This is a genomic window from Pseudomonas sp. DF11 (genome assembly GCF_058148565.1).
The window spans coordinates 629,202-652,247 of sequence record NZ_JBYVYN010000003.1 but is presented as its reverse complement, the minus strand read 5'-3'; the positions used below and the strand labels follow the sequence as shown (position 1 = coordinate 652,247).

General features: G+C 59.8%; 20 protein-coding genes and 1 pseudogene. 10 read left to right on the top strand and 11 right to left on the bottom strand.

Annotated elements, in window-relative coordinates; genetic code table 11:
- Positions 1 to 32: 32 nt before the first annotated feature.
- Entirely contained in the window at positions 33 to 2,558 is a 2,526-nt protein-coding gene (locus AC30D9_RS13425) for a Tc toxin subunit A (protein WP_490144181.1), read from the bottom strand.
- A gap of 211 nt (positions 2,559 to 2,769) precedes the next feature.
- Between AC30D9_RS13425 and AC30D9_RS13420 the strand changes: the two genes are divergently transcribed.
- A complete protein-coding gene (locus tag AC30D9_RS13420) occupies positions 2,770 to 3,015 on the top strand; it encodes a FitA-like ribbon-helix-helix domain-containing protein (protein ID WP_307575799.1) in 246 nt (81 codons plus the stop codon).
- Positions 3,012 to 3,431 (top strand): type II toxin-antitoxin system VapC family toxin, encoded by a 420-nt coding sequence (locus AC30D9_RS13415; RefSeq protein WP_490144180.1) that lies wholly within the window; start codon positions 3,012 to 3,014, stop codon positions 3,429 to 3,431. The genes AC30D9_RS13420 and AC30D9_RS13415 overlap by 4 nt, the downstream gene beginning before the upstream one ends.
- A gap of 55 nt (positions 3,432 to 3,486) precedes the next feature.
- Here the strand turns inward: AC30D9_RS13415 and AC30D9_RS13410 are convergent, their stop codons facing one another.
- Both AC30D9_RS13410 and AC30D9_RS13405 read right to left on the bottom strand, forming a co-directional pair.
- Positions 3,487 to 4,191, bottom strand: coding sequence for a methyl-accepting chemotaxis protein (locus AC30D9_RS13410; protein WP_371919212.1), 705 nt, complete (start codon positions 4,189 to 4,191; stop codon positions 3,487 to 3,489).
- Between the two features lie 201 nt (positions 4,192 to 4,392).
- Positions 4,393 to 5,271: pseudogene (locus AC30D9_RS13405) on the bottom strand (methyl-accepting chemotaxis protein); the annotation flags it as partial.
- A gap of 406 nt (positions 5,272 to 5,677) precedes the next feature.
- Between AC30D9_RS13405 and pmrG the strand changes: the two are divergent.
- Positions 5,678 to 6,349, top strand: a complete 672-nt coding sequence (pmrG, locus tag AC30D9_RS13400) for a lipopolysaccharide core heptose(II)-phosphate phosphatase PmrG (protein ID WP_490144179.1) — start codon at positions 5,678 to 5,680, stop codon at positions 6,347 to 6,349.
- Positions 6,350 to 6,373: 24 nt separating this feature from the next.
- Positions 6,374 to 7,222, top strand: coding sequence for a phosphatase PAP2 family protein (locus AC30D9_RS13395; protein ID WP_134922750.1), 849 nt, complete (start codon positions 6,374 to 6,376; stop codon positions 7,220 to 7,222).
- A 150-nt stretch (positions 7,223 to 7,372) separates the two neighbouring features.
- Here AC30D9_RS13395 and katG read toward each other — a convergent pair whose 3' ends face one another.
- On the bottom strand, positions 7,373 to 9,637 hold the full coding sequence (gene katG, locus AC30D9_RS13390; protein ID WP_134922751.1) for a catalase/peroxidase HPI: 2,265 nt from the start codon (positions 9,635 to 9,637) through the stop codon (positions 7,373 to 7,375).
- Positions 9,638 to 10,007: 370 nt separating this feature from the next.
- Here katG and AC30D9_RS13385 point away from each other — a divergent pair, with 370 nt between their 5' ends.
- Positions 10,008 to 10,598 carry a hypothetical protein gene (locus tag AC30D9_RS13385; protein WP_490144178.1) on the top strand — a complete coding sequence of 197 codons (591 nt, stop codon included), beginning with the start codon at positions 10,008 to 10,010 and terminating at the stop codon, positions 10,596 to 10,598.
- A 50-nt stretch (positions 10,599 to 10,648) separates the two neighbouring features.
- Here the strand turns inward: AC30D9_RS13385 and AC30D9_RS13380 are convergent, their stop codons facing one another.
- The 6 genes from AC30D9_RS13380 to AC30D9_RS13355 are packed head-to-tail and all read right to left on the bottom strand — an operon-like array spanning position 10,649 to position 16,834.
- Entirely contained in the window at positions 10,649 to 12,163 is a 1,515-nt protein-coding gene (locus AC30D9_RS13380; RefSeq protein ID WP_490144177.1) for an ABC transporter substrate-binding protein, read from the bottom strand.
- A gap of 27 nt (positions 12,164 to 12,190) precedes the next feature.
- Positions 12,191 to 13,162, bottom strand: coding sequence for an ABC transporter ATP-binding protein (locus AC30D9_RS13375; RefSeq protein WP_307575785.1), 972 nt, complete (start codon positions 13,160 to 13,162; stop codon positions 12,191 to 12,193).
- Complete coding sequence (locus AC30D9_RS13370; RefSeq protein WP_134922755.1) at positions 13,159 to 14,145, bottom strand: ABC transporter ATP-binding protein; 987 nt, start codon at positions 14,143 to 14,145, stop codon at positions 13,159 to 13,161. The genes AC30D9_RS13375 and AC30D9_RS13370 overlap by 4 nt, the downstream gene beginning before the upstream one ends.
- Entirely contained in the window at positions 14,142 to 14,999 is an 858-nt protein-coding gene (locus tag AC30D9_RS13365; protein WP_490144176.1) for an ABC transporter permease, read from the bottom strand. The genes AC30D9_RS13370 and AC30D9_RS13365 overlap by 4 nt, the downstream gene beginning before the upstream one ends.
- Positions 14,996 to 15,943 (bottom strand): ABC transporter permease, encoded by a 948-nt coding sequence (locus AC30D9_RS13360; RefSeq protein WP_490144175.1) that lies wholly within the window; start codon positions 15,941 to 15,943, stop codon positions 14,996 to 14,998. The genes AC30D9_RS13365 and AC30D9_RS13360 overlap by 4 nt, the downstream gene beginning before the upstream one ends.
- A gap of 3 nt (positions 15,944 to 15,946) precedes the next feature.
- Positions 15,947 to 16,834 carry a proline iminopeptidase-family hydrolase gene (locus AC30D9_RS13355; RefSeq protein ID WP_307575782.1) on the bottom strand — a complete coding sequence of 296 codons (888 nt, stop codon included), beginning with the start codon at positions 16,832 to 16,834 and terminating at the stop codon, positions 15,947 to 15,949.
- A 163-nt stretch (positions 16,835 to 16,997) separates the two neighbouring features.
- On the opposite strand from AC30D9_RS13355, the gene AC30D9_RS13350 reads away from it, so the two are divergent.
- The 5 genes from AC30D9_RS13350 (at position 16,998) to AC30D9_RS13330 (ending at position 22,620) form a co-directional block, all read left to right on the top strand.
- A complete protein-coding gene (locus AC30D9_RS13350) occupies positions 16,998 to 17,759 on the top strand; it encodes a LuxR family transcriptional regulator (RefSeq protein WP_490144174.1) in 762 nt (253 codons plus the stop codon).
- A gap of 90 nt (positions 17,760 to 17,849) precedes the next feature.
- On the top strand, positions 17,850 to 18,749 hold the full coding sequence (locus AC30D9_RS13345; protein ID WP_490144173.1) for a proline iminopeptidase-family hydrolase: 900 nt from the start codon (positions 17,850 to 17,852) through the stop codon (positions 18,747 to 18,749).
- A gap of 497 nt (positions 18,750 to 19,246) precedes the next feature.
- Complete coding sequence (locus AC30D9_RS13340) at positions 19,247 to 20,728, top strand: leucine-rich repeat domain-containing protein (RefSeq protein WP_490144172.1); 1,482 nt, start codon at positions 19,247 to 19,249, stop codon at positions 20,726 to 20,728.
- Positions 20,729 to 20,828: 100 nt separating this feature from the next.
- Positions 20,829 to 21,662, top strand: coding sequence for an oxidoreductase (locus AC30D9_RS13335; protein WP_490144171.1), 834 nt, complete (start codon positions 20,829 to 20,831; stop codon positions 21,660 to 21,662).
- 22 nt (positions 21,663 to 21,684) lie between these two features.
- Entirely contained in the window at positions 21,685 to 22,620 is a 936-nt protein-coding gene (locus AC30D9_RS13330; protein WP_490144170.1) for an AraC family transcriptional regulator, read from the top strand.
- Positions 22,621 to 22,726: 106 nt separating this feature from the next.
- Here the strand turns inward: AC30D9_RS13330 and AC30D9_RS13325 are convergent, their stop codons facing one another.
- Positions 22,727 to 23,032 carry a HigA family addiction module antitoxin gene (locus AC30D9_RS13325; RefSeq protein ID WP_490144169.1) on the bottom strand — a complete coding sequence of 102 codons (306 nt, stop codon included), beginning with the start codon at positions 23,030 to 23,032 and terminating at the stop codon, positions 22,727 to 22,729.
- Between the last annotated feature and the right edge of the window lie 14 nt (positions 23,033 to 23,046).

The window sequence follows — 23,046 nt, the reverse complement described above, 5'->3', positions numbered from 1 at the left end:
TCAATCCTTGAATGTCGAAGAGGGTGTGGATGTCAGTGACAGGCCGCGATCAGTGCTTCACCGACGGTCTTCCAGTCCGTGGTCGCGCTGTCGGCGTTCAGTGCGGTTGCCTTGAGCAAGAGGCTGGCCGACAGTCCGGTGCTTTTGCAGCAGGCCTGGCAACGCATGACCCAATCCACGGCTTCCATTGATGTGGCGCGTTCGTGCTGCAATTGCGCGGTCAGGCAGCTCACTTCGTCGGTGCTCCAACCCAGCAGCCTGGCCAGCAGGCGGTTGGCATCCTCTTCCGGGTCCTGCGTTCGTTGGTTGGCAAGGTGCAAGTAATGCAACAGGCTTTCTTCTGACTGCGCGTGATGGCGAGTGCAGTGGCTGAAGCGTTCGAGCAGGTACAGCATGTGCGGCGTCAACGTTCCCGAACTCTTGGAAGCCAGCCACTTTGGCTTGTTCAACAACTGCTGGAGCGTGCTGCTGCCCAGGTGCAACCCATGGCAGGCCTGGGCCGCGCGAAGCACCGTCGCCAACAGAGACGGCATTTTCCCCGGCGAGGCCTTGATGGCCTCGACAATCGCCAGGGCGCTGGTGTCGGCCATTTGCAGCACGGCGGGCACATATTCGGCGGACATGTCCGCCATGTCGTGCAGCAGGGTTTCCACCAGGCGTCGCTCATCGCCAAGGTTGGCGTCTGCCAGCAGTGTCGCCAGTCGCTTTTCCAGGTTCTGATTCAGCGGCAGGTCATTTTCCGCGCTGTCGAACAGGCGACACCATTGCAGCACATCACGGTTGTTTTGCCTGAGCCAGTCGACGGCCCAATCCAATGCCATCAGCACATCGAGCATGTCGGGGCTCGGGGATTTATACGTGCGCAGTGACCCGGTCACCAAGGTCTTGCAGAAATGTTCCCCGCCCAATAAATGGGCCAGTTCTGTGCACTCCAAGGGCGTGAGCCCGAACATCCGCGCGATACGGGCCTGGCGATAGAGTGACGAGACAGTGGATAAATCATGTTTCAACGGCGAAAGGTGTTTCTCGGTCTGCTTGGCCAGCAACAGCAGCGAATCCTGTGTGATGGGAAGTCCAAGGCCGGCACTGAGATAGCTGAGGGGCTTGAGGTCCGTCGTGGCAAGGTCTTCAACCTGAGGGTGTTCAAGCAGTTCAGTACGATTGAACACTTGGTCGAACAACGGAGTCCGCTCACCACAAGCATGGGTCGGTATGTCATGCAGTAGCGAAGCAAATTCTTCAGGCGCGATGCCATGGCGCTGATTCAGGTACCGATAGACCCCCAGTGTGCGCAAGGTATTGGTGTTGAGCGCCATCGTTGTGCTGCCTTCGGCACGCAGGGCACTGACGATCAGCGTATCCAGTTCGGCAACGGGGATACCGGTCCAGCGGTGCAGTCGGATCATTCGCTGCAAGCGGGCCAGACGTTCACGGGATACGTTGGTAAAGGTCTTCGCTGAATCGAGGAACGCCACGGCTGGCGTCGAGGCCGGCCAGTTGATGTAGGCGGCCCCATAATTGGAATGATTGGAGGATGGGCTGTTGGTTGACGGGCGAGGGCGGTAGCTGCCTTGCGCCAGCAGTTGTTCCAACTGGTCGGTCGTCAGCCCGGTGCGTGCCTTGAAGAACTCGGGATCATCCAGCAGGTTGATATTTTCAATGCCATAGCTTTTCCTCAGGACGCCGATGTTGGCATCTAGACCGGGCGGCTCGACCAGGAGTTTCTGTTGCTCTGGACTGAGCCCGGACAGCAGTTTTTGCGCCTCGATACGCGATTGCGAAACGACCCCGTAAACGGTGTCGCCTGGGGCAAACGGCAACTTCAGGCTCACCCAATAATTCAACTCGCCGAGGGCCGGTTTGCCTGCGCCCAGCCCAAGCAGGCACTGGTGATGATGCAGGTCGTAGGGCAGGGAGAAGGGGTAGTGTTCGCTGGCCAGTACTTCGTGGACGGTCTTGCCGGTGGTTGCCAGGTGCGCCTTGATCTGGCTGCGCAAGGTTTCATTGACGATACCGAGCATCGGTTGTGCAACGAAAGCACTCTGCCGATTGATCTCTAACCCTTTGAGATCCGGTCGACGTTGTTCCAAGGTGATTTTGTCGGCGGACGGGGAGGCTTTTTCCAACTGCCCGGCAAACAGATACAGCGCCCGCAGATAGGCCACGGGGGAATCGAATGCGGCGATATCGCCTTCCTTGCAGAACTGGTCCCAGTTCTCGTTGAACAGCACCTGATAGCGAGTGGACTCCGATAGCGTGTTCGAGCCCAGGCTGCGGCGCACGCGCCGGCTGGTGTTGCTGGAGGATATTTGCTGCTCCTGATACAGGCGACTGATCTGGCGGGCATAACACGCCGCGTTATCGTAGACCTGCCCGGCATCGATGTCCGTGTGCTTGCCGAGCTCAAGGGCGAACTGCGCCTTGCCCATGCGCATGATGTCGAATACCGATTCCAGTCCCATGCGCTGCAAGGCGGTTCTGACATCGGTGTGGGTATTGTCTTTGCCGATGGGGGCTTCGATGAGCCTGTTCAACAAAGAGTCGTCGCTTACGTCCATGTGTCGTCCATCTCCTGTTCGAACGAAATGTTCGGGTTCAGGAAACGTACAGGAGCGCGCAATAAAAGGCGGTAGGACGAGGGCGGAGGATTTGTACGAAAGGGCGATGCGTTGCTTGTTTCTGCTCGCCAGGGCAATGCACCGTGGCTGGACAAAGTGGTCGGTTCTGACCTAGCCTGCAATCAATGATTGCATTGATTGCGGAGGCATTATGGCCAGCATCACTATTCGAAACCTTGATGATCAAATCAAGGAGCAACTGCGTATCGCGGCGGCTCACAACGGCCATTCCATGGAGGAGGAGGCTCGTCTGATCTTGGGGCGAGCATTGGCGACGGTCAGCCCTGCGGGAGGATTGGGGAGTCGCATCAAAAACAGGTTTAGTGCCTTAGGGGGCGTTGAGCTGGATCTGCCTTCACGTGACGAACGAGCCAGGGCGGTGGATCTTTCTGAATGATATTGCTCGATACCAACGTTATTTCAGAGTTCATGCGTGCCGAGCCGGACGCGAACGTCCTGGCCTGGGTCGATTCGCAGCCGGCCATGGATCTGGTCATTTGCGCGGTCACGGTCGCTGAGATTTTTCATGGCATTGCCCGGCTGCCGTTGGGCAAGCGCAAGCAAAAACTCCAGTCCCATGCCATGGCAATGTTCGAAGAGGATTTTGCCGGCAGGATCCTGCCCTTCGATGCTCACGCAGCTGTTGAGTACGCAACCCTCGTTGCATCGTGCGAGGCCAAGGGGAGGGCGGCGAGCATGGCCGATGCGCAAATTGCAGCTATTTGCCGTGTTCACGGCGCTCTGATTGCAACTCGCAATACCAAGGATTTCGAGTTTCCAGGTGTTGAGGTTATCAACCCCTGGAACGCCTGAGTCATGGCCTCACGTCAAGCGCTCATTCCCCGCCGGAAACGAGCGCTTGTCAGGCTCAAACCCTGAAGTGACTCACCATCATCTGCAACTGATTCCCCAACCGCGCCAGTTCAACGCTGGAAGCGGCGGTTTCTTCGCTGGCGGCGGCGGTCTGTTCGGAGACGTCGCGCACGTTGATGATGCTGCGGCTGATTTCCTCGGCGACGGCGCTTTGCTGTTCGGCGGCAGCGGCGATCTGCTGGTTCATCGACTGGATGTTCGACACTGTGCGGGTGATGTTGCCCAGTGATTCCCCAGCCTTGCGAGTCAGGGCCACGCTGCTGTCGGTGAGGCTGCGACTGTTGTTCATCACGGCCGCCACTTGCTGGGTGCCATTTTGCAAGCCGGCCACCAGGCCTTCGATTTCCTCGGTGGATTTCTGCGTGCGTTGGGCCAGGCCACGGACTTCGTCGGCCACCACGGCGAAACCACGGCCGGCTTCACCGGCGCGGGCCGCTTCGATAGCCGCGTTGAGGGCCAGCAGGTTGGTCTGCTCGGCCACGGCCTTGATCACGTCCATGACGCTGCCGATCTTGTCGCTTTCCTGTTGCAGCACGGTCATGGCGTCGGTGGAACGAACCACCTCGCTGGCCAGGCGTTCGATCTGAGCGATGGCTTCGCTGACCACCTTGTCACCGGCACGGGCTTCGCCATCAGCGGCGGCGGCTGCCTGGGAGGCTTCTTCGGCGTTGCGTGCCACTTCCTGGACCGTGGCGGTCATCTCGTGCATGGCGGTCGCAACCTGGTCGGTCTCGACTTTCTGGTTGTTGACCCCGGCGCTGGTCTGCTCGGTCACGGCAGACAGTTCTTCGGCGGCGCTGGCGATCTGGGTCACGCCATCGCGGATGCCGCTGATCAGGTCGCGCAGGGTCACGCCCATGCGCGCGATGCCTTGTTGCAGCACGCCCAGTTCATCGCGGCGGGTGACGATGACCGTGTGCGACAGGTCGCCGCTGGCGATGCGTTCGACCACGGCCAGGGTTTCGCGCAGCGGACGGGTAATCTGGCGCGTGATGATCACGGCCGCAATGATGCCCATCAGCAGCGCCAGCAAGGTGCTGGTTAGTTGCAGGGTGCGCGCCTGGGCACTTTCGGCGTCGCGTCGGTCGAGCTGGATCTGATACAGCTGTTCGCTCAGGGAAACGATGCTCGCGCCCTGGTCAGTCATTTCCTTGCGCGCCTGGACCACATCGGCGGTGGCCAGCTTGAAGGCCTGCAAGGCGCTGCGGTATTGGCCCAGGGCGTTTTCCAACTGACGCAGTTCATTCTGGCGGGTGCTGGCGAAATGCTCATTCAGCGGCTGGAGCGAAGCGATGGCGGCGTCCAATTGGACAACGGCCTTGCGTTCGGTATCAGCGTTGCTGTTGGCGGTGTAGCCGCGCACTTCATAGCGGGCCAGCATGAAGGCCTGCTTGGCCTGGGTGATGGCCTGGAACTGCGCGAAGCGCTCATCGCTGAGGGCCATTTGCCGCACGTCGGAATCGATGGTCTCGATCAGCTTGTAGGCGATCTCGGCGTTCGTGCCCATGGCGTCACGGGCGGTGTTGCCGGTGCGATAGGCACTGCGCATTTTATTCAGGGACACCTGATAGGCGCTGATGACTGCGCTCTGCTCCTTGAGCAGCCTGACGTTTTCCGGGCTCTTGAAGCTGCTGAGCAGGGCGTTTTGTTGCGCCACGAAACCATCGAGGGTGGTTTGCACATTTTGTGCGGCGGTCTCGTCACCGTTGGTCAGCATGTATTGCAGACGCGTGACACGCAGTTTGGTCAGGCCGGCGTTGAGTTGGGTGATGTCGCTCATCCAGTTGCTACGGTCGATCAGACCGCCCAGGCTGGTCCAACTGGTCAGGGCCAGCAGGCAGGTCAGTACCAGCACCAGGCCGAAGCCCAGGCCCAATTTCATGTTGACGCTAATGTTGCCAAACCAGCTGTTCATCAATTCCTCCAGGAACGTTGTGCTGCTTATCGTTGGTACGCTGGAAGATTGTTGTTGTTAAGAGCCAGCAAGAGCATGTAACAGGGCTATATCGGCGACGGGTTCGATATCTGTAAGTTTTTTTCCGGGCATCAGGATGGCGCTGAGTATTCAGGCGCGCGTCGGTCAGTCATCAAGCTTTTTTTCACATCGGTTTCACTGCCTGCCTACGTTGGCCTCTCTACTGTCGCGCCATCGAATGATTGGGTGGATGCCGTCGGGGCGGCTTGATGTGGAACTGAGACTGAGCCTTTTCGGCCTGACGCGCTCGATCGATACGCGCCGGTTTTCCCGTTACCGAAACGCCGTGGTCGTGCTGGCGTCGGCGCTGCTGGTCATCCCGTTGACTCTCTGGCTGCTCAGCCCGGCGGCGGTGCCGGACCTGGCACATGGCAATGTCGCTGGCGCCCGGGCCTTGGCCGATGGCTGGGCCAAGGGCGAGATGATCGTGCTGGTGCGCCATGTCGAGCGCTGCGATCACTCCAAGGCCGCGTGCCTGAGCGATCGTGAAGGCATCACTGACCGGGCCCGTGCCGTTGCGGTGGGCCTCGGTGCCCGCTTCGAACAACTGGGCCTGGACAACGCCGACCTCTACAACAGCCCGTTGGTGCGTGCGACCCAGACGGCGGGGTACATGTTCAACAAGGTGAGCAGCGGTGACGATTGGCTGATCAATTGCCGGCATGACCTTCTGCGTAATGCCCTGGCCCATAAAGTGGCCGGGCGCAACCTGATCCTGGTCACCCACAGCGAATGCATGCAAGCGATGGAAACCGCGCTCCAGCGTCCGACCTCGGCGTTTGGCTACGGGGCTTCGTTGTTCGTTTCCACCGCCCAGCCACAAGCGCCACGGCTGCTCGGATTTATCGAGGCGTCTGACTGGCGCTCGATGACTTTTCCGTAACTCCTCCCACGATTAGGACCGCCCATGCTGACGTCTGCTCGCGCCCGTTTCTACGGATTCAACCTCGGAATTCCACTGGTCTGTGCGGTCGTGGTGTTCTTGCTGTTCGACCTGACCCGCATCGATATCGCCATCAGCGATCTTTTCTACGATCCGTTGCACCAGGTGTTTCCGTTGGAGCACGTACGACTGTTCGAGCAAATCACCCACAAATGGGCGAGGGTCATCCCGAACTGGACCGGCGAGGCGGCCATCGTCGGTGCGCTGCTGTCGTTTTTCTGGCCGATCTTCAAACCGCAAACGCGCCCTGGACTGCTTCGCCTATTGGATAAAACCCGACTGAGCAAGCCTCTACGTTTTGCCCACGAGCACCGTCGCGATTTTCTCTACGTGGTCTTTGCCTTTTCCCTCAGCACCGGGGTGATCCATTACCTCAAGGGCCATACCAGCGTGTATTGCCCGGTGGAAACCACCCAATACGCTGGCAAGATCGAGCACAAGGAATGGTTCCAGAATTTCAATCTTTTGAAAGTCGCCGGTGACGGGCGCTGCTGGCCAGGCGGCCATGCGTCTGGCGGCTTCACGATGTTGGCGTTGTATTTCGTTGCCCGCCGTTACCGTTGGCGTCATTCCAAAGCCTTGATGCATGGGGCGCTGGCCTTGGGGTTCGTCTACGGCACGACGCGGGTCTTGCAGGGTTGGCACTACATGTCGCACACGTTCTGGGCGGGGATTTTCGTCTGGTTGAGTTGTTGGCTGATGGCGTTGCTGTTTTATGGGCGAGCGGCCCTGGAGCAGCCAGTGTTGAAACCAGCGCAAGCGCCGGTGGCGCCTGTCTTGCCTGCGTTGGGCAACGCACGTTCGTCAAGCTGAATGCCAGGCAAAAAAAAGCCCGCTGGGAGAGCGGGCTAAAACCTTAGTTTCTTGAATGAGCGAGGCGACTGTACCCAATCACGCGGGGGCGTGGGGTGAAGAAAAGTTCATGAGGTCGCTTCCTTGCCAGACCTCATGCCTAGATTCTTCTCACCTGAGATCAAACCGATCCAGGTTCATCACCTTGACCCACGCGGCGATGAAGTCGTTGACGAACTGCTCCTTCGCATCCGCGCTGGCATAGACTTCGGCCAATGCCCGGAGCTGGGCGTTGGAGCCGAAGACCAGGTCGACGCGAGTGCCGGTCCATTTGACCTGGCCGGTCTTGCGGTCACGGGCTTCGAAGGTTTCCTGGGTGTCGGAGAGCGGTTTCCATTCCACGCCCATGTCGAGCAGGTTGACGAAGAAATCGTTGGTCAACGCTCCTGGCCGTTGGGTAAAGACACCATGCGCAGTGTGGCCGACGTTGGTATCCAGTACCCGCAGACCACCGATCAATGCCGTCATCTGCGGTGCGCTGAGGGTCAGCAATTGTGCCTTGTCGATCAACAGTGCTTCGGCGGACACGCGGTACCGGCCCTTGAGGTAGTTGCGAAAGCCATCGGCGATGGGCTCGAGAAAGCCGAACGACTCGACATCCGTCTGCTCCTGGCTCGCGTCCATGCGTCCCGGCGAGAACGGTACCGTCACGTTGAGTCCGGCATTTTTCGCCGCCTGTTCGATGCCAGCACTGCCGCCCAGCACGATCAGGTCCGCCAGGGAGATTTTCTTGCCACCGGACTGGGCACTGTTGAACTCGTCGCGGACCTTTTCCAGGGTCGCCAGCACTTGAACCAGTTGGTCCGGCTGGTTGGCCGGCCAATCCTTCTGCGGGGCCAGGCGCAGGCGGCCACCGTTGGCGCCGCCGCGCTTGTCGGAACCGCGGAAGGTGGAAGCCGCAGCCCACGCAGTAGACACCAGCTGTGAAACCGACAGGCCCGAGGCCAGCAGCTTGCCCTTGAGGGCGCTGACGTCGCTGTCGTTGACCAGGGCATGGTCGACCGGCGGGATAGGGTCTTGCCACAGCAGTTCTTCATTCGGCAGTTCCGGGCCCAGATAGCGCGAGAGTGGGCCCATGTCACGGTGGATCAGCTTGAACCAGGCGCGGGCGAAGGCGTCGGCCAATTGGTCCGGGTTCTCCAGGAAACGCCGCGAGATCTTTTCGTAGATCGGGTCGAAGCGCAGCGCCAGATCGGTGGTCAGCATGGTGGGGTTACGCCGTTTGGACGGGTCATGGGCATCGGGGATGATGCCCGCGCCTGCGCCATTTTTTGGTGTCCATTGGTGCGCACCGGCCGGACTCTTGGTCAATTCCCACTCAAAGCCAAACAGGTTTTCCAGGTAATTATTGCTCCAGCGGGTGGGCGTGGTGGTCCAGGTCACTTCCAGGCCGCTGGTGATGGTGTCGGCGCCTTTGCCGGTGCCGAAAGTGTTCTTCCAGCCCAGGCCTTGCTGTTCCAGGCCGGCGGCCTCGGGCTCGGCACCGACGTTGTCGGCGGGCCCGGCGCCGTGGGTCTTGCCGAAGGCGTGGCCGCCAGCAATCAATGCTACGGTTTCTTCGTCGTTCATCGCCATGCGGCCGAAGGTTTCGCGAATATCCAGCCCGGCAGCAACCGGGTCCGGCTGGCCCTCGGGGCCTTCCGGGTTGACATAGATCAGCCCCATCTGCACGGCGGCCAGCGGGTTCTCCAGGTTGCGCCCCAGGTCGGTACGGCTTTCTTCGTTGCCAGGTTCGGCCACCAATTGGCCTTCGCCGGGCTCCTGCATGGCGGCTTTATCCGGTTTGCCGTAGCGGACATCGCCCCCCAGCCATTTGTTTTCGGAGCCCCAATAGACATCTTCATCCGGTTCCCAGACGTCGGCGCGACCACCGGAAAAACCGAAGGTCTTGAAGCCCATGGATTCCAGCGCGACGTTGCCGGTAAGGACGATCAGGTCGGCCCAGGAAATGTTGCGGCCATACTTCTGCTTGATCGGCCACAGCAACCGACGGGCCTTGTCGAGGCTGACGTTGTCCGGCCAGCTGTTGAGCGGGGCAAACCGCTGCTGGCCGGAGCCTGCGCCACCGCGCCCGTCACCGGTGCGATAGGTGCCGGCACTGTGCCAGGCCATGCGGACAAAGAGCGGTCCGTAGTGGCCGAAATCCGCCGGCCACCAGTCCTGGGAGTCGGTCATCAGCGCCCGCAGATCTTCCTTCAGGGCTTGAAAATCCAGGCTTTTGAAGGCTTGGGTGTAGTTGAAGTCCTCGCCCATGGGGTCGGACAGCGAGGAGTGCTGGTGCAGGATTTTCAGATTCAGTTGGTTCGGCCACCAGTCGCGGTTGGTCGTGCCGCCGCCGGCGGCGTGATTGAACGGACATTTCGATTCGTTTGCCATGAGGAGCTACCTTTGGTCGTATTCATCCAGCTATCCAGCCCGGCCGGGTCCCGAATAGCGACAGGCGAAATAAATGACACAGGGCGCAGGGCTCACAGTTCGCTCAACTGATCGTCATGACCACGCGGCAACGCGAGAGTGCGGTCTAGCTGCCAGTACGGTGGCCCACGGCAAGCCCAGTACGTTCTGAACGCTTCATATCTGTTTGTCAGGTTTCACGGGCCGGATTACACCAGCCTGAATTCAGGCTAGTCCCGCTTTGGCAGATAGCTAATAGGCGCAGTATTAACGGTCGATAGGGATAATCTTTTATCGAGGCCCAACGGCGAGGCAGATGATATGAATGGCGCCTGTCGTGACGGACCCAATAATGAACAAATACCCGCGCAGCACGGCCTTCCACGAAGCGGGTCATGCCCTGGCCTTCTGGTGGAACGGCCAACCGATAAAACGCATCACTGTGCGTACCAAGGTCGAGGCCTGCGCGGGGCCCCTGTTCGACCTGCGCGGCAATCCGCAATACGCAGAAGGGTTGGTCGAAGCTGACTACCTTGTCCCACGTCCCGCCTTCGACGCGCCGGGGATCGCTGAATACCTGCCCTCGATGGTCGATGCCATTGAGCGTGACCTGCTCCATTGCTTCGCGGGGCCCGTGGCCGAAGCGGTCTACCGGCACCGCAGGTCCGACCGGCTGATCAGGGGTAGCGGCCGGGGAGACCTGGACCGTGGGCAGGAGTTGATCAGCCTGCTGCCACCGCGCAAGCTGCTCGACGCCCAAGCCCTGGCCATCGCCCGTTGCAGCCGCTTGATACATCGGTACTGGCCGGCTGTCAGCGCCGTGGCGGGCTTTCTGCAAGAGCACGGCACGGTTGAGGGGAGCGCCGTCACAGCGCTGCTGTGCGAGATGACCGGGGAGCGACCGATGTTGCTTGGCCATCAAGTGGCAAGCCTCGACTCGTGATCAAGGCGTTGCCACCGGCCCTATCCGATACGGATGAAAGCCACTGCTCGCTAGCGCTTCACCGTTTCCTCGAGAGAGAAGCGCCCCAGTGGGTTTTGTTGGAAGTGCTCGATGTTCTTGCGCGAAATATTGATGTACGGGCTGTAGTAGAGATCGATCCAGTTGACGTCCTGCTTGGCGATCGCCTGAAGGTCGGTATACATCTGCTTGCGCTTGGTCGGGTCCACTTCGACCCTCGCGGCCGCGACCAGATCCTTGACCTTGTCGTTCTTGTAGCGGGTCATGTAATTCATGTTGGTGTCATGTCCCAGCACGAAGGTGGTCTTCTGGTCCGGGTCGAGGATGTCGTTGGTCCAGTACATCACGGACAGATCGTAATTGCCGTCGATCAGCATTTGCCAACTCTGGGTTGGGTCGACTTTCTGCAACGTGGCTGTCACGCCAACCGCTGCGAGCTGTTGCTGGACCAGCACGGCGATCTGCTCGTCGGCTTCATTGCCCGCATTGACCACATAGTTGAGCTTCAGGCCCGAGGCGCCTGCATCCGCCAGCATTTTCCGGGCTTTTTCCGGGTCGTACGGGCGCTGCAGATTATCGGCATTGTGATAAAGCGCTCCTTTAGGGATGTAGGAATAAGCCACCTGGCCATGGCCGAACGTCACGGTGTCGACCAGGGATTTTTTGTTGATCGCAAAGTCCAGGGCCTGACGCACTTCAGGCTTGCCCAGCAGTCCGTGCTCATGGTTGATCAGCAGATGATCCTCACGGGTGGAGGGATCCATGTGCACGACCAGGTTGGGATCTTTCTTCAAGGTTTCGACGCGCGAGAAGGGCACGAAGATCGCCGAATCCAGTTCACCGGCCTGTACCTTCAACATCCGCGTATTGTCATCCGGGATGGAGATCCATTCCACGCCATCCAGGCTCACCTTGTCGGCCTGCCAGAAGTTGGGGTTCTTCTCCAGCACCACGCGATCACCGCGTAGCCACTCCTTGACGATAAAGGCGCCGGAGGCAACGGGGTCTTGGGCGTAGGCTTCCTCACCCATTTTTTCCATGGCCTTTTGCGACAGGATGGAGACGTTGGGCAACGCCAGCTGCGCGAGGAAGGGTACTGAAGGGCTCGTGAGTGTCACCACCAGTGTCTGCGGGTCGGGTGCTTGGGCCTTGTCGATAATCTTGTAGGAGTCGCTCCACAGCGACCCTTTGTTGTCGCGAATGCGCAATAGACTGAACGCTGCATCGCTGGCGGTAATCGGTGAGCCGTCGGAGAACTTGGCCGAGCGTAGTTTGAAGGTATAGGTCAGGCCATCGTCGGAAACGTGCCAGCTTTCGGCCAGCCCCGGTACCAGCTTGGTGCCGGTGTTGTCGACGCGCACCAATACGTCGTAAACATTGGAGAACACCCAGTTATCACGGTTCTGCGCGCTTTTGATCGGGTCGAACGTCGTACTTTCTTCACGGCAACCGATGGTCAGCACGCTTGCTGCCTGGGCGACACCGGCCGCCAGTGTACAAACGGTCAACGTCGCGGCGGTCAGCAACTTCAAATGTTTCGATCGCATGGTCAACTCCCTATTGATGAATGTTTTTTAGAGCAATGGCTCTCCGAGCACACAGCTATAGCGATGCCCACTGATGTCATGGACGGGGGGCGGCGCTTTTGCGCAGATGGGTTGTGCATACCGGCAACGCGGGTGAAAAGCGCAGCCGGATGGAAGGTTCAGGGGGCTGGGTGGCTCGCCAGGCAGGGGTTCGCTCAGCAACGATCGAGTCGGGTCGATGTGTGGAATGGACTGAATCAGCGCGACGGTATAGGGATGCCGCGGGCTGCTGAACACGGCCTCCGTGGGGCCTTGCTCGACGATCTCGCCGAGGTACATCACGGCGACCCGATCACATAGCCGTCGAACGATCGCCAGGTCATGGGCAATGAACAGAATCGCCAGGTTCATGCGCTGCCGCAGCTCCAGCAGCAGGTTGATGATCTGTCCCTGGATGGAAACGTCCAGCGCGGCCACGCATTCATCGGCGATGATCAACCGTGGCTCGATGGCCAGTGCCCGAGCGATTCCCACACGTTGGCATTGACCGCCACTCAACGAACCCGGTTTGCGGTTGGCCAGCTCCGGCCGCAGGCCGACCAGGGTCAGCAATTCATCGACCCGATGGCGAATCAGCGATGCAGGGATCGCACATCGCACTCTCAGCACTTCAGCCAGGGTGTCGCCAATGCTCAATCGCGGATTGAGAGCGGTAAAAGGATCCTGGAAAATCATCGCGGTTTCGTGGCGCAGTCGCTCGATGTCGATTCGCTTGCCTTGAACCATATCCACGCCATCGAACAGGATTTGTCCGGCGCTGACTTCAGTGAGGCGCAAGATGGCCCGGCCCAGGGTGCTCTTGCCGCTGCCCGACTCACCCACCAGCCCAAGCACTTCCCCGGTGGCCAGACTCAGCGACACACCGTTGACGGCTTTCACCCATTGCCTGTGGATCCCGAACGGACCACTGCCAGGGGCGGCGAAGCGCACCTGTAGATCCTTGACTTGCAACAGGGTCATGACGAGGCCCCCTCAGGCAGCGGGTAATGGCAGGCGATTCGGTGTGTCTCGGTCGTGACTTGCATCTGTGGCAACAGCCGCGTGCACTGGCTGCCCTGCTGAAGGCAACGTGGATTGAAGCGGCAACCGGTGGGCAGCGCATCCAGCAGAGGCGGCTGGCCAGCGATGGTTTTGAGCATGGCATGGCCGGTGCTGGTAGCCGGTTGGCAGTCGATCAGGGCCGCCGTATAGGGATGTCGGGGATGAGCCAGCAGATCAAGCTTGGTGCCGTGCTCGCAGAGCCGACCGGCGTACATCACCGCGATCGAGTCACAGGTCTGGGCGACGACTCCCAGGTCGTGGGTGATCATGATGATTGACAGGCCACGCTGGTCGCGCAAATCCAGGAGCAGGCGCAGGATCTGTGCCTGTACCGTGACATCCAGGGCGGTAGTCGGCTCATCGGCGATCAGCACCTGGGGGTTGCAACCTAATGCCACGGCGATCATGGCGCGTTGACGCATGCCACCGGAAAACTCATGGGGATAACTGTCGACCCGCCGTAGCGGATCGGGAATGCCCACCTGGCGTAACACATCAATGGCCTTCGCCCGTGCTTCGCGTTTGGACGCCCCCTGATGCAGGCGTATGCCCTCGCCGATCTGTTCGCCGATACGCATCAACGGGTCAAGATGACTGCCGGGATTCTGAAAGATCATCCCCAGCCGCCGACCTCGTATGCCCCGCATGCCGGCTTCATCCAGCGACAGCAGGTCCTCACCGGCAAGGCGCACGGCCTTGCCCTGGACCCGGAGGTTTGAAGAGGGTAGCAAGCGCATCAAGGCCCGGCAGGCCATCGTCTTGCCTGAGCCGCTTTCACCCACCAGACCGAGGATTTCGCCTTCGGCCAGGTCAAATGACACACGATCCACCAGCGTGACTTCGCCCTCACCGTGGCCGGCGATCACACTGAGGTCCTCGACGTGCAACACCGGTGTGCTCATGGACGCTCTCCGAGGTGCTCGGCGACACCGTCGGCCAGTAGACTGAAGCCCATGGCCAGGGTGACGATCGCCAGTCCCGGGAAGGTGCAGATCCACCAGGCATTGGTGATAAAACTCTGGCCCTCGGCGACCATCGTGCCCCACTCGGCGGTGGGTGGCTGAACCCCCAGGCCGAGGTAGCTGACCGCCGCGCCATTGAGCAGTACCAGCACCGCGTCGGACATGGAGAACACGATCGAACCGAACATGGCATTGGGCAACAGGTGCCGAAACAGAATGCGTCCATGACCGAAGCCCAGGCTTTTTGCTGCCAAGGCGAAATCGCTTTCCTTGAGCACCAGAACCTGCGAACGGATCAGCCGTGCATAGGACACCCAACCCACCAAAGCCATCGCGATATAAAAGCTGCCCAGGCCGGGGCCGAGGATGGCCATGATCGCCAACATCAGCACCAGGAAGGGGAAGGCCAGGATAATATCGATCAGGCGCATGCAGATCGTGTCGAACCGGCCACCGATATAGCCGGCCAAGGCGCCGACGCAAGTGCCGATCAAGAACGGGAAAATCACCCCGATCACGGAAATCTGCAAGTCGATGCGCGCGCCCCAGATCACTCGGGAAAGAACGTCGCGGCCGAAATTATCCGTGCCGAACGGATGGGCCAGGCTCGGCCCCAGCAGGCGGATATCGGTGTTCTGGGCAATCGGATCGAAGGGCGCGACCCAGGGGGCGAAGAGTGCGAGCAACAGCCAGCCAAACAGAATCGCCAGGCCCAGCACGGTGGCCGGGCGACCGTTGCGCAAGCCGAAACGCAGCGCAAGACGCCAGGTAGGACTGAGAGTCTGGCCGCTCATCGCATGTTCACCCGCGGATCAATCATCACGGTCAGCACATCGGCGAGGAAATTGACCGTGACGGTGGCGAGGGCCAGCACCATGGCCACGCCCTGGACCACCATGTAGTCACGGGTAAAGATGCCGCGTACCAGCAATTGGCCGATGCCGGGAATGGCAAACAGACTTTCGATGACCACCGTGCCGCTGATCAACCAGCCGATGTTCACCGCCAGCAGGTTGACCGCCGGCACCAGGGAGTTGGGTAGCACATGCCGATGAAATATCGCCCGCTCGGACAAGCCCCGGGCCCGTGCGGCGGTGGCATGATCGGCTTGTAGCTCCATGAGCATGCTGGCGCGCAGATTGCGCACCAGAACGGCGGAGAGTGCCAAGGCAATGGTCAGGCACGGCAAAATCATGTGGTGCAGTTTGTCCCATCCTGTACGTCCATAGCCTGAGACCGGGAACAGCCCCAACTGCACGCTGAGCAGCAGGATCAACATGATGCCTAGCCAAAACGCCGGCATGCCAAGCCCTGCCGTGGTGAACAGGCGAATCAGGTGATCCGGCCAGCCGCCCTTGTTGCGCGCCGCCACCGTTGCCAGCGGCACGGCAATCAGCAGCGCCAACAGTACGCTGCCGAGCACCAGGAACAGGGTTGGCTCAATGCGGGTGCTGATCAACGTCAAGGCATCGACTTTGTAGAGCAGCGATTGGCCGAGATCGCCTTTGAGCAGGTTCTTGAGAAAGTAGAAGTACTGCATCCACAGCGGCTGGTCGAGACCGTACTGGGCACGAATCCTGATCAGCGCCTCCGGTGTGCTGCGCGAGCCCAGCAGTGCCCGGGCGGGATCCCCGGGGATTGAGCGCACGAGCACAAAGGTGATCATGCTGATGCCAAACAGCACCGGCAATAGCTGTAGCGGGCGCGACAGTATGAAACGGTAGCGCGCCAGGTTCATGGGCTAGTTCCGATGGCTGTGCAGGAAATCCAGCAGGACTGGGAAATAGGCTTGGGGCTCTTCGTAGAACGGCATGTGGCTGCTGTTGGGGAACACATTCAGTTGTACATCCTTGAGCGCCATTTTCATGCGCATTGCGCAGGCTGGCGTCAGTTCATCATGTTGACCGGTGGTGATCAGCACAGGCATTTCGAAGCCGGCCATCTGCTCGATGCGATTCCAGTCCTTGAGATTGCCGGTATAGAGAAATTCGTTGGGGCCCTGCATGGTCATGTAGGGCCCCATGTTCCAGTCGCCCAGGGAGCGTGTCACCGGTGCTGGCCACTCGTCCAGACGGCAGACATGGCGATAGTTGAGCAGGGTGATGGCCGCCTGGTATTGCGGATGATCCAGGGTGCCCAAGGCTTCATGGCGCTGCATCATCGCGACGGTCTCACTGCCCAGGGCCGCCCGCAGACGCTCGAGCTCCAGGGACAGGTGAGGGATATCGCCGGCGGTATTTTCCAGGATTAGGGTTTTCAGCGACTGGGGGTGATGAATGGCGTACTCGATCGCCAGCCAGCCACCCCAGGAGTGCCCCAGCAGGTGCACTTTGCCCAGGTCGAGGGCTTGGCGGACGGTCTCTACCTCCGCCACATAACGGGTGATGTCCCACAGGGATTCGTCAGTAGGCCTGGCCGAGGCACCGGTACCCAACTGATCGAAAGCGATGACCCGCAAGCCTTTTTCCTTGAGCCAGCCGTGGCTGTCACGCAGATAATCGCAAGGCAATCCCGGGCCGCCATTGAGACACAACAGCACCTCATCGCCGTCGCCAAAGCCATAGGCCACCAGATGATGACCATCGACTTCCAGGTCGTACCGCTGGTCCGGCTCGATCTCACGCCACATCATTGCTCTCCTGCTCAGGTGCCGCCCTTTGGCTAAACCTTACCGAGGAAGCTACGTGCCCATAAGCTAGCAATTCTTATAGGTTTGATCTGGCATTCCCTCGCTCAGGCGTGGCATTCTACTTGCACGATTTCAGGATTGAAATTAATAGGGAGCTGAATGGATGCAGGCCAAGCTGTCTGACTTCAATACCCGTCTTTTGTCTGGCAGGAGCCTGGACGAGCAGATGGATAACGCCCTGGGAATGGTCCAGGCGTTAGGCTTTGACGCATTGGTGTACGACTACAGTCCGGTGCCGCTGGATCATGATGGGGCACTGATTACCCCGACTGTGCTGAAGTTGCGCAATACTCCCCGTGATTGGCACTCGCTCTGGTGTGAAGAAGGTTATTACCAGATCGACCCCGTCCAGCATCTGGCAATCAATGCCATTTCTCCTTTTGTCTGGTCCTATCGACCGGAGGCCGACACGGTACTGCAGCCGTTCATCGGCCAGAGCCATGCGCCGGTGGTGAGCTATCTGCAGGATTCGCGCATGACCTGTGGCGTGACGGTGCCGATGCATTTGCCCAAAGGCGGCTTTGCGACATTGACCGGGCTGCGCGCCGATACGAAGGGGAGCACCCTGCAGGAGGTCCGGCAAACGCTGGGCGACTTCAGCCTGATTTCCCATGCCCTGCAAGAGGCGGCTTTTCCGCTGCTCGTCAAGGAAGCCCGCACATGCCCGGTGCGCCTGACCAAACGCGAGCGTGAGTGCTTGAGATTAGCCGCTGAGGGGTTGACGGCAGCGGACATCGCCAGGCAACTGAATCGCTCCTTGGCCACCATCACCCTCCACCTGACTTCTGCAATGCACAAGCTCGGCGCCAGGAATCGGGTCCAGGCCGTGGTCAGGGCAGTGCATTATCGCTTGCTCGATAGCTGAAGTCGGGCAAAAACCTATCTGTTTCTCTAGTTATTTCGCCGGCCAGTCCCCGGTATCGTGTGCCGCAGGGTTTCTAGGAGGCGGCACGAAATGGATCTTCCCGTAACACACGAAGGCTTTGCGCCTTTCGGTCCGTATCAGACCTGGTATCGCGTCACTGGCGATTTCAGCAGTGGCCGTACGCCGCTGCTGATCCTGCATGGCGGCCCGGGCTGTACACACGATTATGTCGATGCCTTCAAGGATATTGCCAACAGTGGCTATCCGGTGGTTCATTACGACCAACTGGGTAATGGGCGTTCCACTCATCTTCCGGAAAAAGACCCCTCGTTCTGGAACGTGGCGCTCTTTCTCGATGAGTTGGAGAACCTGCTGGATCATCTGGGCATTCGTGACAATTACGCACTTTTGGGGCAATCCTGGGGCGGCATGTTGGCCAGCGAACATGCGGTACTCCAGCCTGCGGGCTTGCGCGCGTTGGTCATCGCCAACTCCCCGGCGGACATGTCCACCTGGCTCCTTGAAGTCAATCGCTTGCGCCAGCTTCTACCCATTGAGGTGCAGCAAACACTGCTCAAGCACGAGCGGGCTGGAACCTTGACGTCTACCGAGTACTTTGAGGCCGCTCGGGTTTTCTACGACCGTCATGTCTGCCGTATCACGCCCTGGCCCGACGAAGTCGCCCGTACCTTTGCCCAGATCGATGCCGATCCTACCGTTTATCACGCCATGAATGGCCCCACCGAGTTCCATGTGATCGGCAGCATGAAGGACTGGTCCATCACCGATCGCTTGCCTCGCGTCAGGGTGCCGACCCTGTTGATTTCAGGCCGATACGATGAAGCGACGCCGTTGGTGGTCAAGCCCTATGTGGATCATGTTCCCGACATTCGCTGGGCGTTGTTCGAACACTCCAGCCATATGCCCCATATCGAGGAGCGGATGGCTTGCATGGGAACTGTGGTGAGTTTCCTGGATGAGTGTTTGTAGGCCGTCTGCGCAATCCGAGCCGTCGTTTTTGTTGTTGTTTTCGACGCGTCCTGTGAGACGCGTCTCTTTTTTTGAAAGGAAAATTCCGCTCTCTTGAACCGAAAGCGATATGCAGGGTTTGGTATGCGCGCATTGCTGTGCATGCCCGCTGTCATTTCTGTATCGAGGGATCGAACATGTCCGTATTTGCCTTAGGGACGAGCTAGTTGTTGCGTCGCTGTGTTTTCTGGCGATGAGCGTTGCTGTCGCTGCGTCAACCCCTGGTGACACTCATGTAGGACCGTTGGCTTTTCAGCGGCTGTGTTCCTACATTTGATGAGCCGATATCAACGGGTTCGAACCAGCCGCCCATTCGGCACATCGTCATGACTGGAGAAGCGCCCTCGCCACGAAAGATGAAGACGACTTGGCACGACCCAACCCTGGCAGGCTCTTCAGCAAGCCCCTTTTTTATGCTTCCCTAGCGGTCATATTCTCTTTTCGCAGATTCCTAGGCCGTGCAGACCCCCAACCGCAGCGCTCTAATCACCCAACTCACCACCAATCCCGATGACATCACCGCACGCGCATCGCTCTATCGCGACCTGCTCGACAGCGGGGAGGCGTCACTGGAAGGTCTACGTGTCGCGGCGGGCCTGGGCGATCCGGCGGCTAACGTGGTGATGGCTCACCTGAACACCACGGCCCATACAAATCGCCCTGGCCCTTTGTTGTCGCAACTGCGTGGCCTGCCGGTAGACCATCTGGAGTTGAACAACGCCGAGCCGCAGTGGTGTGACGCCCTGGCCGGGCTGCCCTTGCGCACGTTGGTGCTCAACAGCCCGAGGTTTATCTGCGGCCCGCAGATGTGGCAGCGTTTGCCCGCCAATGCCCTCGAAACCTTGGAGGTCAGCAACTTTTCCCGCGACGACAACGCCAACTGCCTCCCGTCGCCCACACGCTTGCGCCGGCTGAAGTTGCAAACCTACGGTGAGGACTTCGACGACGGTTTTCTCCGTCAACTGAGCGATAGCCCGTTGCAGGAATTGTCGTTGAACCGTTGCGATGAGATGACCGACGACGGCCTTCGCGCACTGTCACGCCTCGAGTTGCGATCCCTGACGTTGCAACGGGTGGGTGAATTGACGTCCCGTGGCATGGCGCACCTGGCAAGTCACCCCCTCGAACAATTGTCCCTCAGTGGCAGCGGCGCAATCCTCGACGATCCGTCCTGGCTTCGCGACCTGACGGGGTTGCGCTCGTTGAGTCTGGATGATTGTTACGCAAGCGAGAGCGTGTTGCAGGCGATTCGGGAGCTGCCTCTTGAAAGGCTTTCGCTCCAATCTGCGTTCATCTGCGAAGACGATCTGGAAATACTGGAAGGCATGCCGCTTGCGGACCTGGACCTCAAGTGCCTACGACAGGTGATCGAGCGGCTCGACGTGCTGCACGGGTTTCCACTGAAGCGGCTGGGACTTTCCGATGTGCAAGGTGTCTGCGCAGATACGTTGAGCGACCTTCGCGGTCTGGAGTTGGAGTCCCTGGACCTGTCCTTGAACGACATCACCTGGAAGGAACTGAAACAACTGGCCGGGCTACCGCTGAAGCGGCTCAATCTGAGTTTTTGCCGAGGCGTCGACGGCAAGGTTTTGCGCAAGCTCGCCGAGTTGGGATTGCCGTTGGAACAACTTGAAATAAGTGGTCTGGACCTGCGCGATAGCGACCTTGCCTGCCTGCGGGATCTGCCGTTGCAGCGCCTGGGCCTGTATGACAGCCCATGGCTCACCGACGCCGGCGTGGCCCACCTCGCGCGTATGCCGTTGCAAGACCTGACGCTCGGCGCTGACCCAGGGGAATCACAAATCACCTCGGCCGTGGTGACGGTGCTGGAGCGATTGCCGTTGCGCACATTGTGGTTGCCTAACTGTGCCGGAATCGATGCAGGCGGTTGGGATCGTTTGGCCAGGTTGCCAGCTCAAGTAACGGGGCCCGGTATCTGATGCGCTGATAGGAATAGGCAATGTTCCAAGGCGAACCGGCATAGGTGAGCCCGTTTTCGATAGCTACCATGGCCTTGTACCTACAGATGGGAACCTCGCCATGCACAGCAGAAAAACCTTATTCATCACGGGCGTGAGCAGTGGCTTGGGCAACGCCCTGGCGCAAGAAGCACTCGCAGCGGGCCACCGTGTCATCGGTACCGTGCGCAGTGAGGCGGCGTTACAGGCCTTCGAAGCGCTCGCCACGGAGCGGGCCCGTGGCGTGATCCTGGATGTCACCGAGTTCGACCGGATCGACAGCGTCGTGGCGGCGACAGAAGCCACTCACGGTCCGGTCGATGTCCTGGTCAACAATGCCGGCTACGGTCATGAAGGCATCTTCGAAGAGTCGCCGCTGGAGGAGATGCGTCGTCAGTTCGACGTCAACGTATTTGGCGCGGTGGCGGTGACCAAGGCCTTCGTGCCGTACTTTCGCAAACGCCGTGCCGGTCATATCCTCAATATCACCTCCATGGGCGGCACCATCACCATGCCAGGTATCTCCTACTACTGCGCGAGCAAGTTTGCGCTCGAAGGGATCTCCGATACGCTGAGCCAGGAACTGCGACCGTTCAACATCTTCGTCACCGCCGTGGCGCCTGGCTCGTTTCGTACTGACTGGGCGGGGCGTTCAATGCAGCGCACGCCGCGCAGCATTGCCGACTACGACGCCAGTTTCGACCCGGTGCGTAAAGCGCGGGAAGAGAAAAGCGGCAAGCAACTGGGCGACCCGCGGAAAGCGGCGCAAGCAATGTTGCAGATCATCGCCAGCCCGACGCCACCTGCACACTTGCTGCTGGGCAGTGATGCACTGAACTTGGTACGCGACAAACTCAGTCGTGCCGCCAGTGAAATCGATCAATGGGAAGCGCTGAGCCGTTCGACTGACGGTTGAACGGCCAGCAAAAGGGGCATCAATGACTCAGGCCTCAAACACATCGACCATGGTGCAGTTGATGGAGCAGCTCGCGCCGGTGGAGGGCTACAACCTCAGCGCGCTGGACGACGTCCGCTTTCTGCGTTCCAACCGGCCACTGACGCGCACGCCGGTCTTGTACGACCCGGGCATCGTCATCCTCTGCCAGGGGCGCAAGCGCGGTTATCTGGGGGATGACGTCTATGTGTATGACGCTCAGCACTATCTGGTGGTGTCCGTTCCCGTGCCCTTCACCATGGAGACCGACGCCAGCGCTGCCGAGCCGATGCTGGCGATCTACATGCGGCTCGACTTTCAATTGGCCAGCGAGTTGATACTGCAAGTCGATGAGGTGCTGGGCCCAAGCGATGCCCTGCCCAAGGGCATGTATGCCTCACCCATGGACGATTTGCTGCGCGCCTCGACCCTGCGTTTTCTTGAAGCCATGAGTCGCCCGGGCGAAGCGCAAATACTCGGGCCATCGCTGGTACGAGAAATCTACTACCGCATCCTCACCGGCGAGCAGGGCGGCTCACTGCGTGCCGCACTCAATCGCCAGGGGCACTTCGGCAAGATCACTCGCGTGATCCGCAAAATCCACAGCTGTTACCAGCAGCGCCTGGACGTCGAGTCGCTGGCTCACGAAGCCGGCATGAGCGTGCCCAACTTTCACCGGCACTTTCGCGGCGTGACCGACTCTTCGCCCATGCAGTACTTGAAGTCGACGCGCCTGCACCAGGCACGCCTGCTGATGCTGCGCAACGCCATGAGTGCTTCGGCGGCGGCGTTCAGCGTGGGTTACGAAAGCGCCTCGCAATTCAGTCGCGAATTCAAACGCTTCTTTGGCCGCACGCCTCAGGCCGAGATTGAGTGGATGAAGGCGACCTATGCGTTGCCGGCGCCCGTTGCACCGTCGATGTATGTTTCGTCGCACTAGCGGTCGGGCGATTTATTGCGTCGATGGCTGGCAGGGACGGTAAACCCGATCCTTCAGGCACAAAAAAAGGCACTTGCGATAATCGCTAAGTGCCCTTTTTGGAACGCTAGGCGCAGTGAAGAATTCTTTCCACTTCCTTATGGATCTGTTCCCCTTTCGCAATCTCTGCTGTACGTAAATCATACGCAGTCTGCAAGTTCAGCCAAAACTGCGCTGACGTGTCCAGTGCTGCTGCCAGGCGCAAGGCCACATCCGCACTGACGCTACGGCGCATCAATACGATGTCATTTACGGTGGGGGCAGACACGTGCAAAGCCCTCGCGAGCGCAGCGGCCGTAAGGCCAAGCGGTTCCAGATACTCTTCCTTGAGAATTTCTCCAGGGTGGACGGGCCTCATGTCGTTCTTAAACATGGCTCACCTCAGTG

What these genes read in the sequence shown, in the direction of transcription:
- AC30D9_RS13365 (WP_490144176.1), bottom strand. Translation starts at nt 14,999, where the DNA reads ATGAGCGGCCAGACTCTCAGTCCTACCTGGCGTCTTGCGCTGCGTTTC.
- katG (WP_134922751.1), bottom strand. Translation starts at nt 9,637, where the DNA reads ATGGCAAACGAATCGAAATGTCCGTTCAATCACGCCGCCGGCGGCGGC.
- AC30D9_RS13375 (WP_307575785.1), bottom strand. Translation starts at nt 13,162, where the DNA reads ATGACCCTGTTGCAAGTCAAGGATCTACAGGTGCGCTTCGCCGCCCCT.
- AC30D9_RS13420 (WP_307575799.1), top strand. Translation starts at nt 2,770, where the DNA reads ATGGCCAGCATCACTATTCGAAACCTTGATGATCAAATCAAGGAGCAA.
- AC30D9_RS13325 (WP_490144169.1), bottom strand. Translation starts at nt 23,032, where the DNA reads ATGTTTAAGAACGACATGAGGCCCGTCCACCCTGGAGAAATTCTCAAG.
- AC30D9_RS13360 (WP_490144175.1), bottom strand. Translation starts at nt 15,943, where the DNA reads ATGAACCTGGCGCGCTACCGTTTCATACTGTCGCGCCCGCTACAGCTA.
- AC30D9_RS13380 (WP_490144177.1), bottom strand. Translation starts at nt 12,163, where the DNA reads ATGCGATCGAAACATTTGAAGTTGCTGACCGCCGCGACGTTGACCGTT.
- AC30D9_RS13335 (WP_490144171.1), top strand. Translation starts at nt 20,829, where the DNA reads ATGCACAGCAGAAAAACCTTATTCATCACGGGCGTGAGCAGTGGCTTG.
- AC30D9_RS13345 (WP_490144173.1), top strand. Translation starts at nt 17,850, where the DNA reads ATGGATCTTCCCGTAACACACGAAGGCTTTGCGCCTTTCGGTCCGTAT.
- AC30D9_RS13385 (WP_490144178.1), top strand. Translation starts at nt 10,008, where the DNA reads ATGAACAAATACCCGCGCAGCACGGCCTTCCACGAAGCGGGTCATGCC.
- AC30D9_RS13415 (WP_490144180.1), top strand. Translation starts at nt 3,012, where the DNA reads ATGATATTGCTCGATACCAACGTTATTTCAGAGTTCATGCGTGCCGAG.
- AC30D9_RS13425 (WP_490144181.1), bottom strand. Translation starts at nt 2,558, where the DNA reads ATGGACGTAAGCGACGACTCTTTGTTGAACAGGCTCATCGAAGCCCCC.
- AC30D9_RS13330 (WP_490144170.1), top strand. Translation starts at nt 21,685, where the DNA reads ATGACTCAGGCCTCAAACACATCGACCATGGTGCAGTTGATGGAGCAG.
- AC30D9_RS13395 (WP_134922750.1), top strand. Translation starts at nt 6,374, where the DNA reads ATGCTGACGTCTGCTCGCGCCCGTTTCTACGGATTCAACCTCGGAATT.
- AC30D9_RS13355 (WP_307575782.1), bottom strand. Translation starts at nt 16,834, where the DNA reads ATGTGGCGTGAGATCGAGCCGGACCAGCGGTACGACCTGGAAGTCGAT.
- AC30D9_RS13370 (WP_134922755.1), bottom strand. Translation starts at nt 14,145, where the DNA reads ATGAGCACACCGGTGTTGCACGTCGAGGACCTCAGTGTGATCGCCGGC.
- AC30D9_RS13410 (WP_371919212.1), bottom strand. Translation starts at nt 4,191, where the DNA reads ATGACCGCCACGGTCCAGGAAGTGGCACGCAACGCCGAAGAAGCCTCC.
- AC30D9_RS13350 (WP_490144174.1), top strand. Translation starts at nt 16,998, where the DNA reads ATGCAGGCCAAGCTGTCTGACTTCAATACCCGTCTTTTGTCTGGCAGG.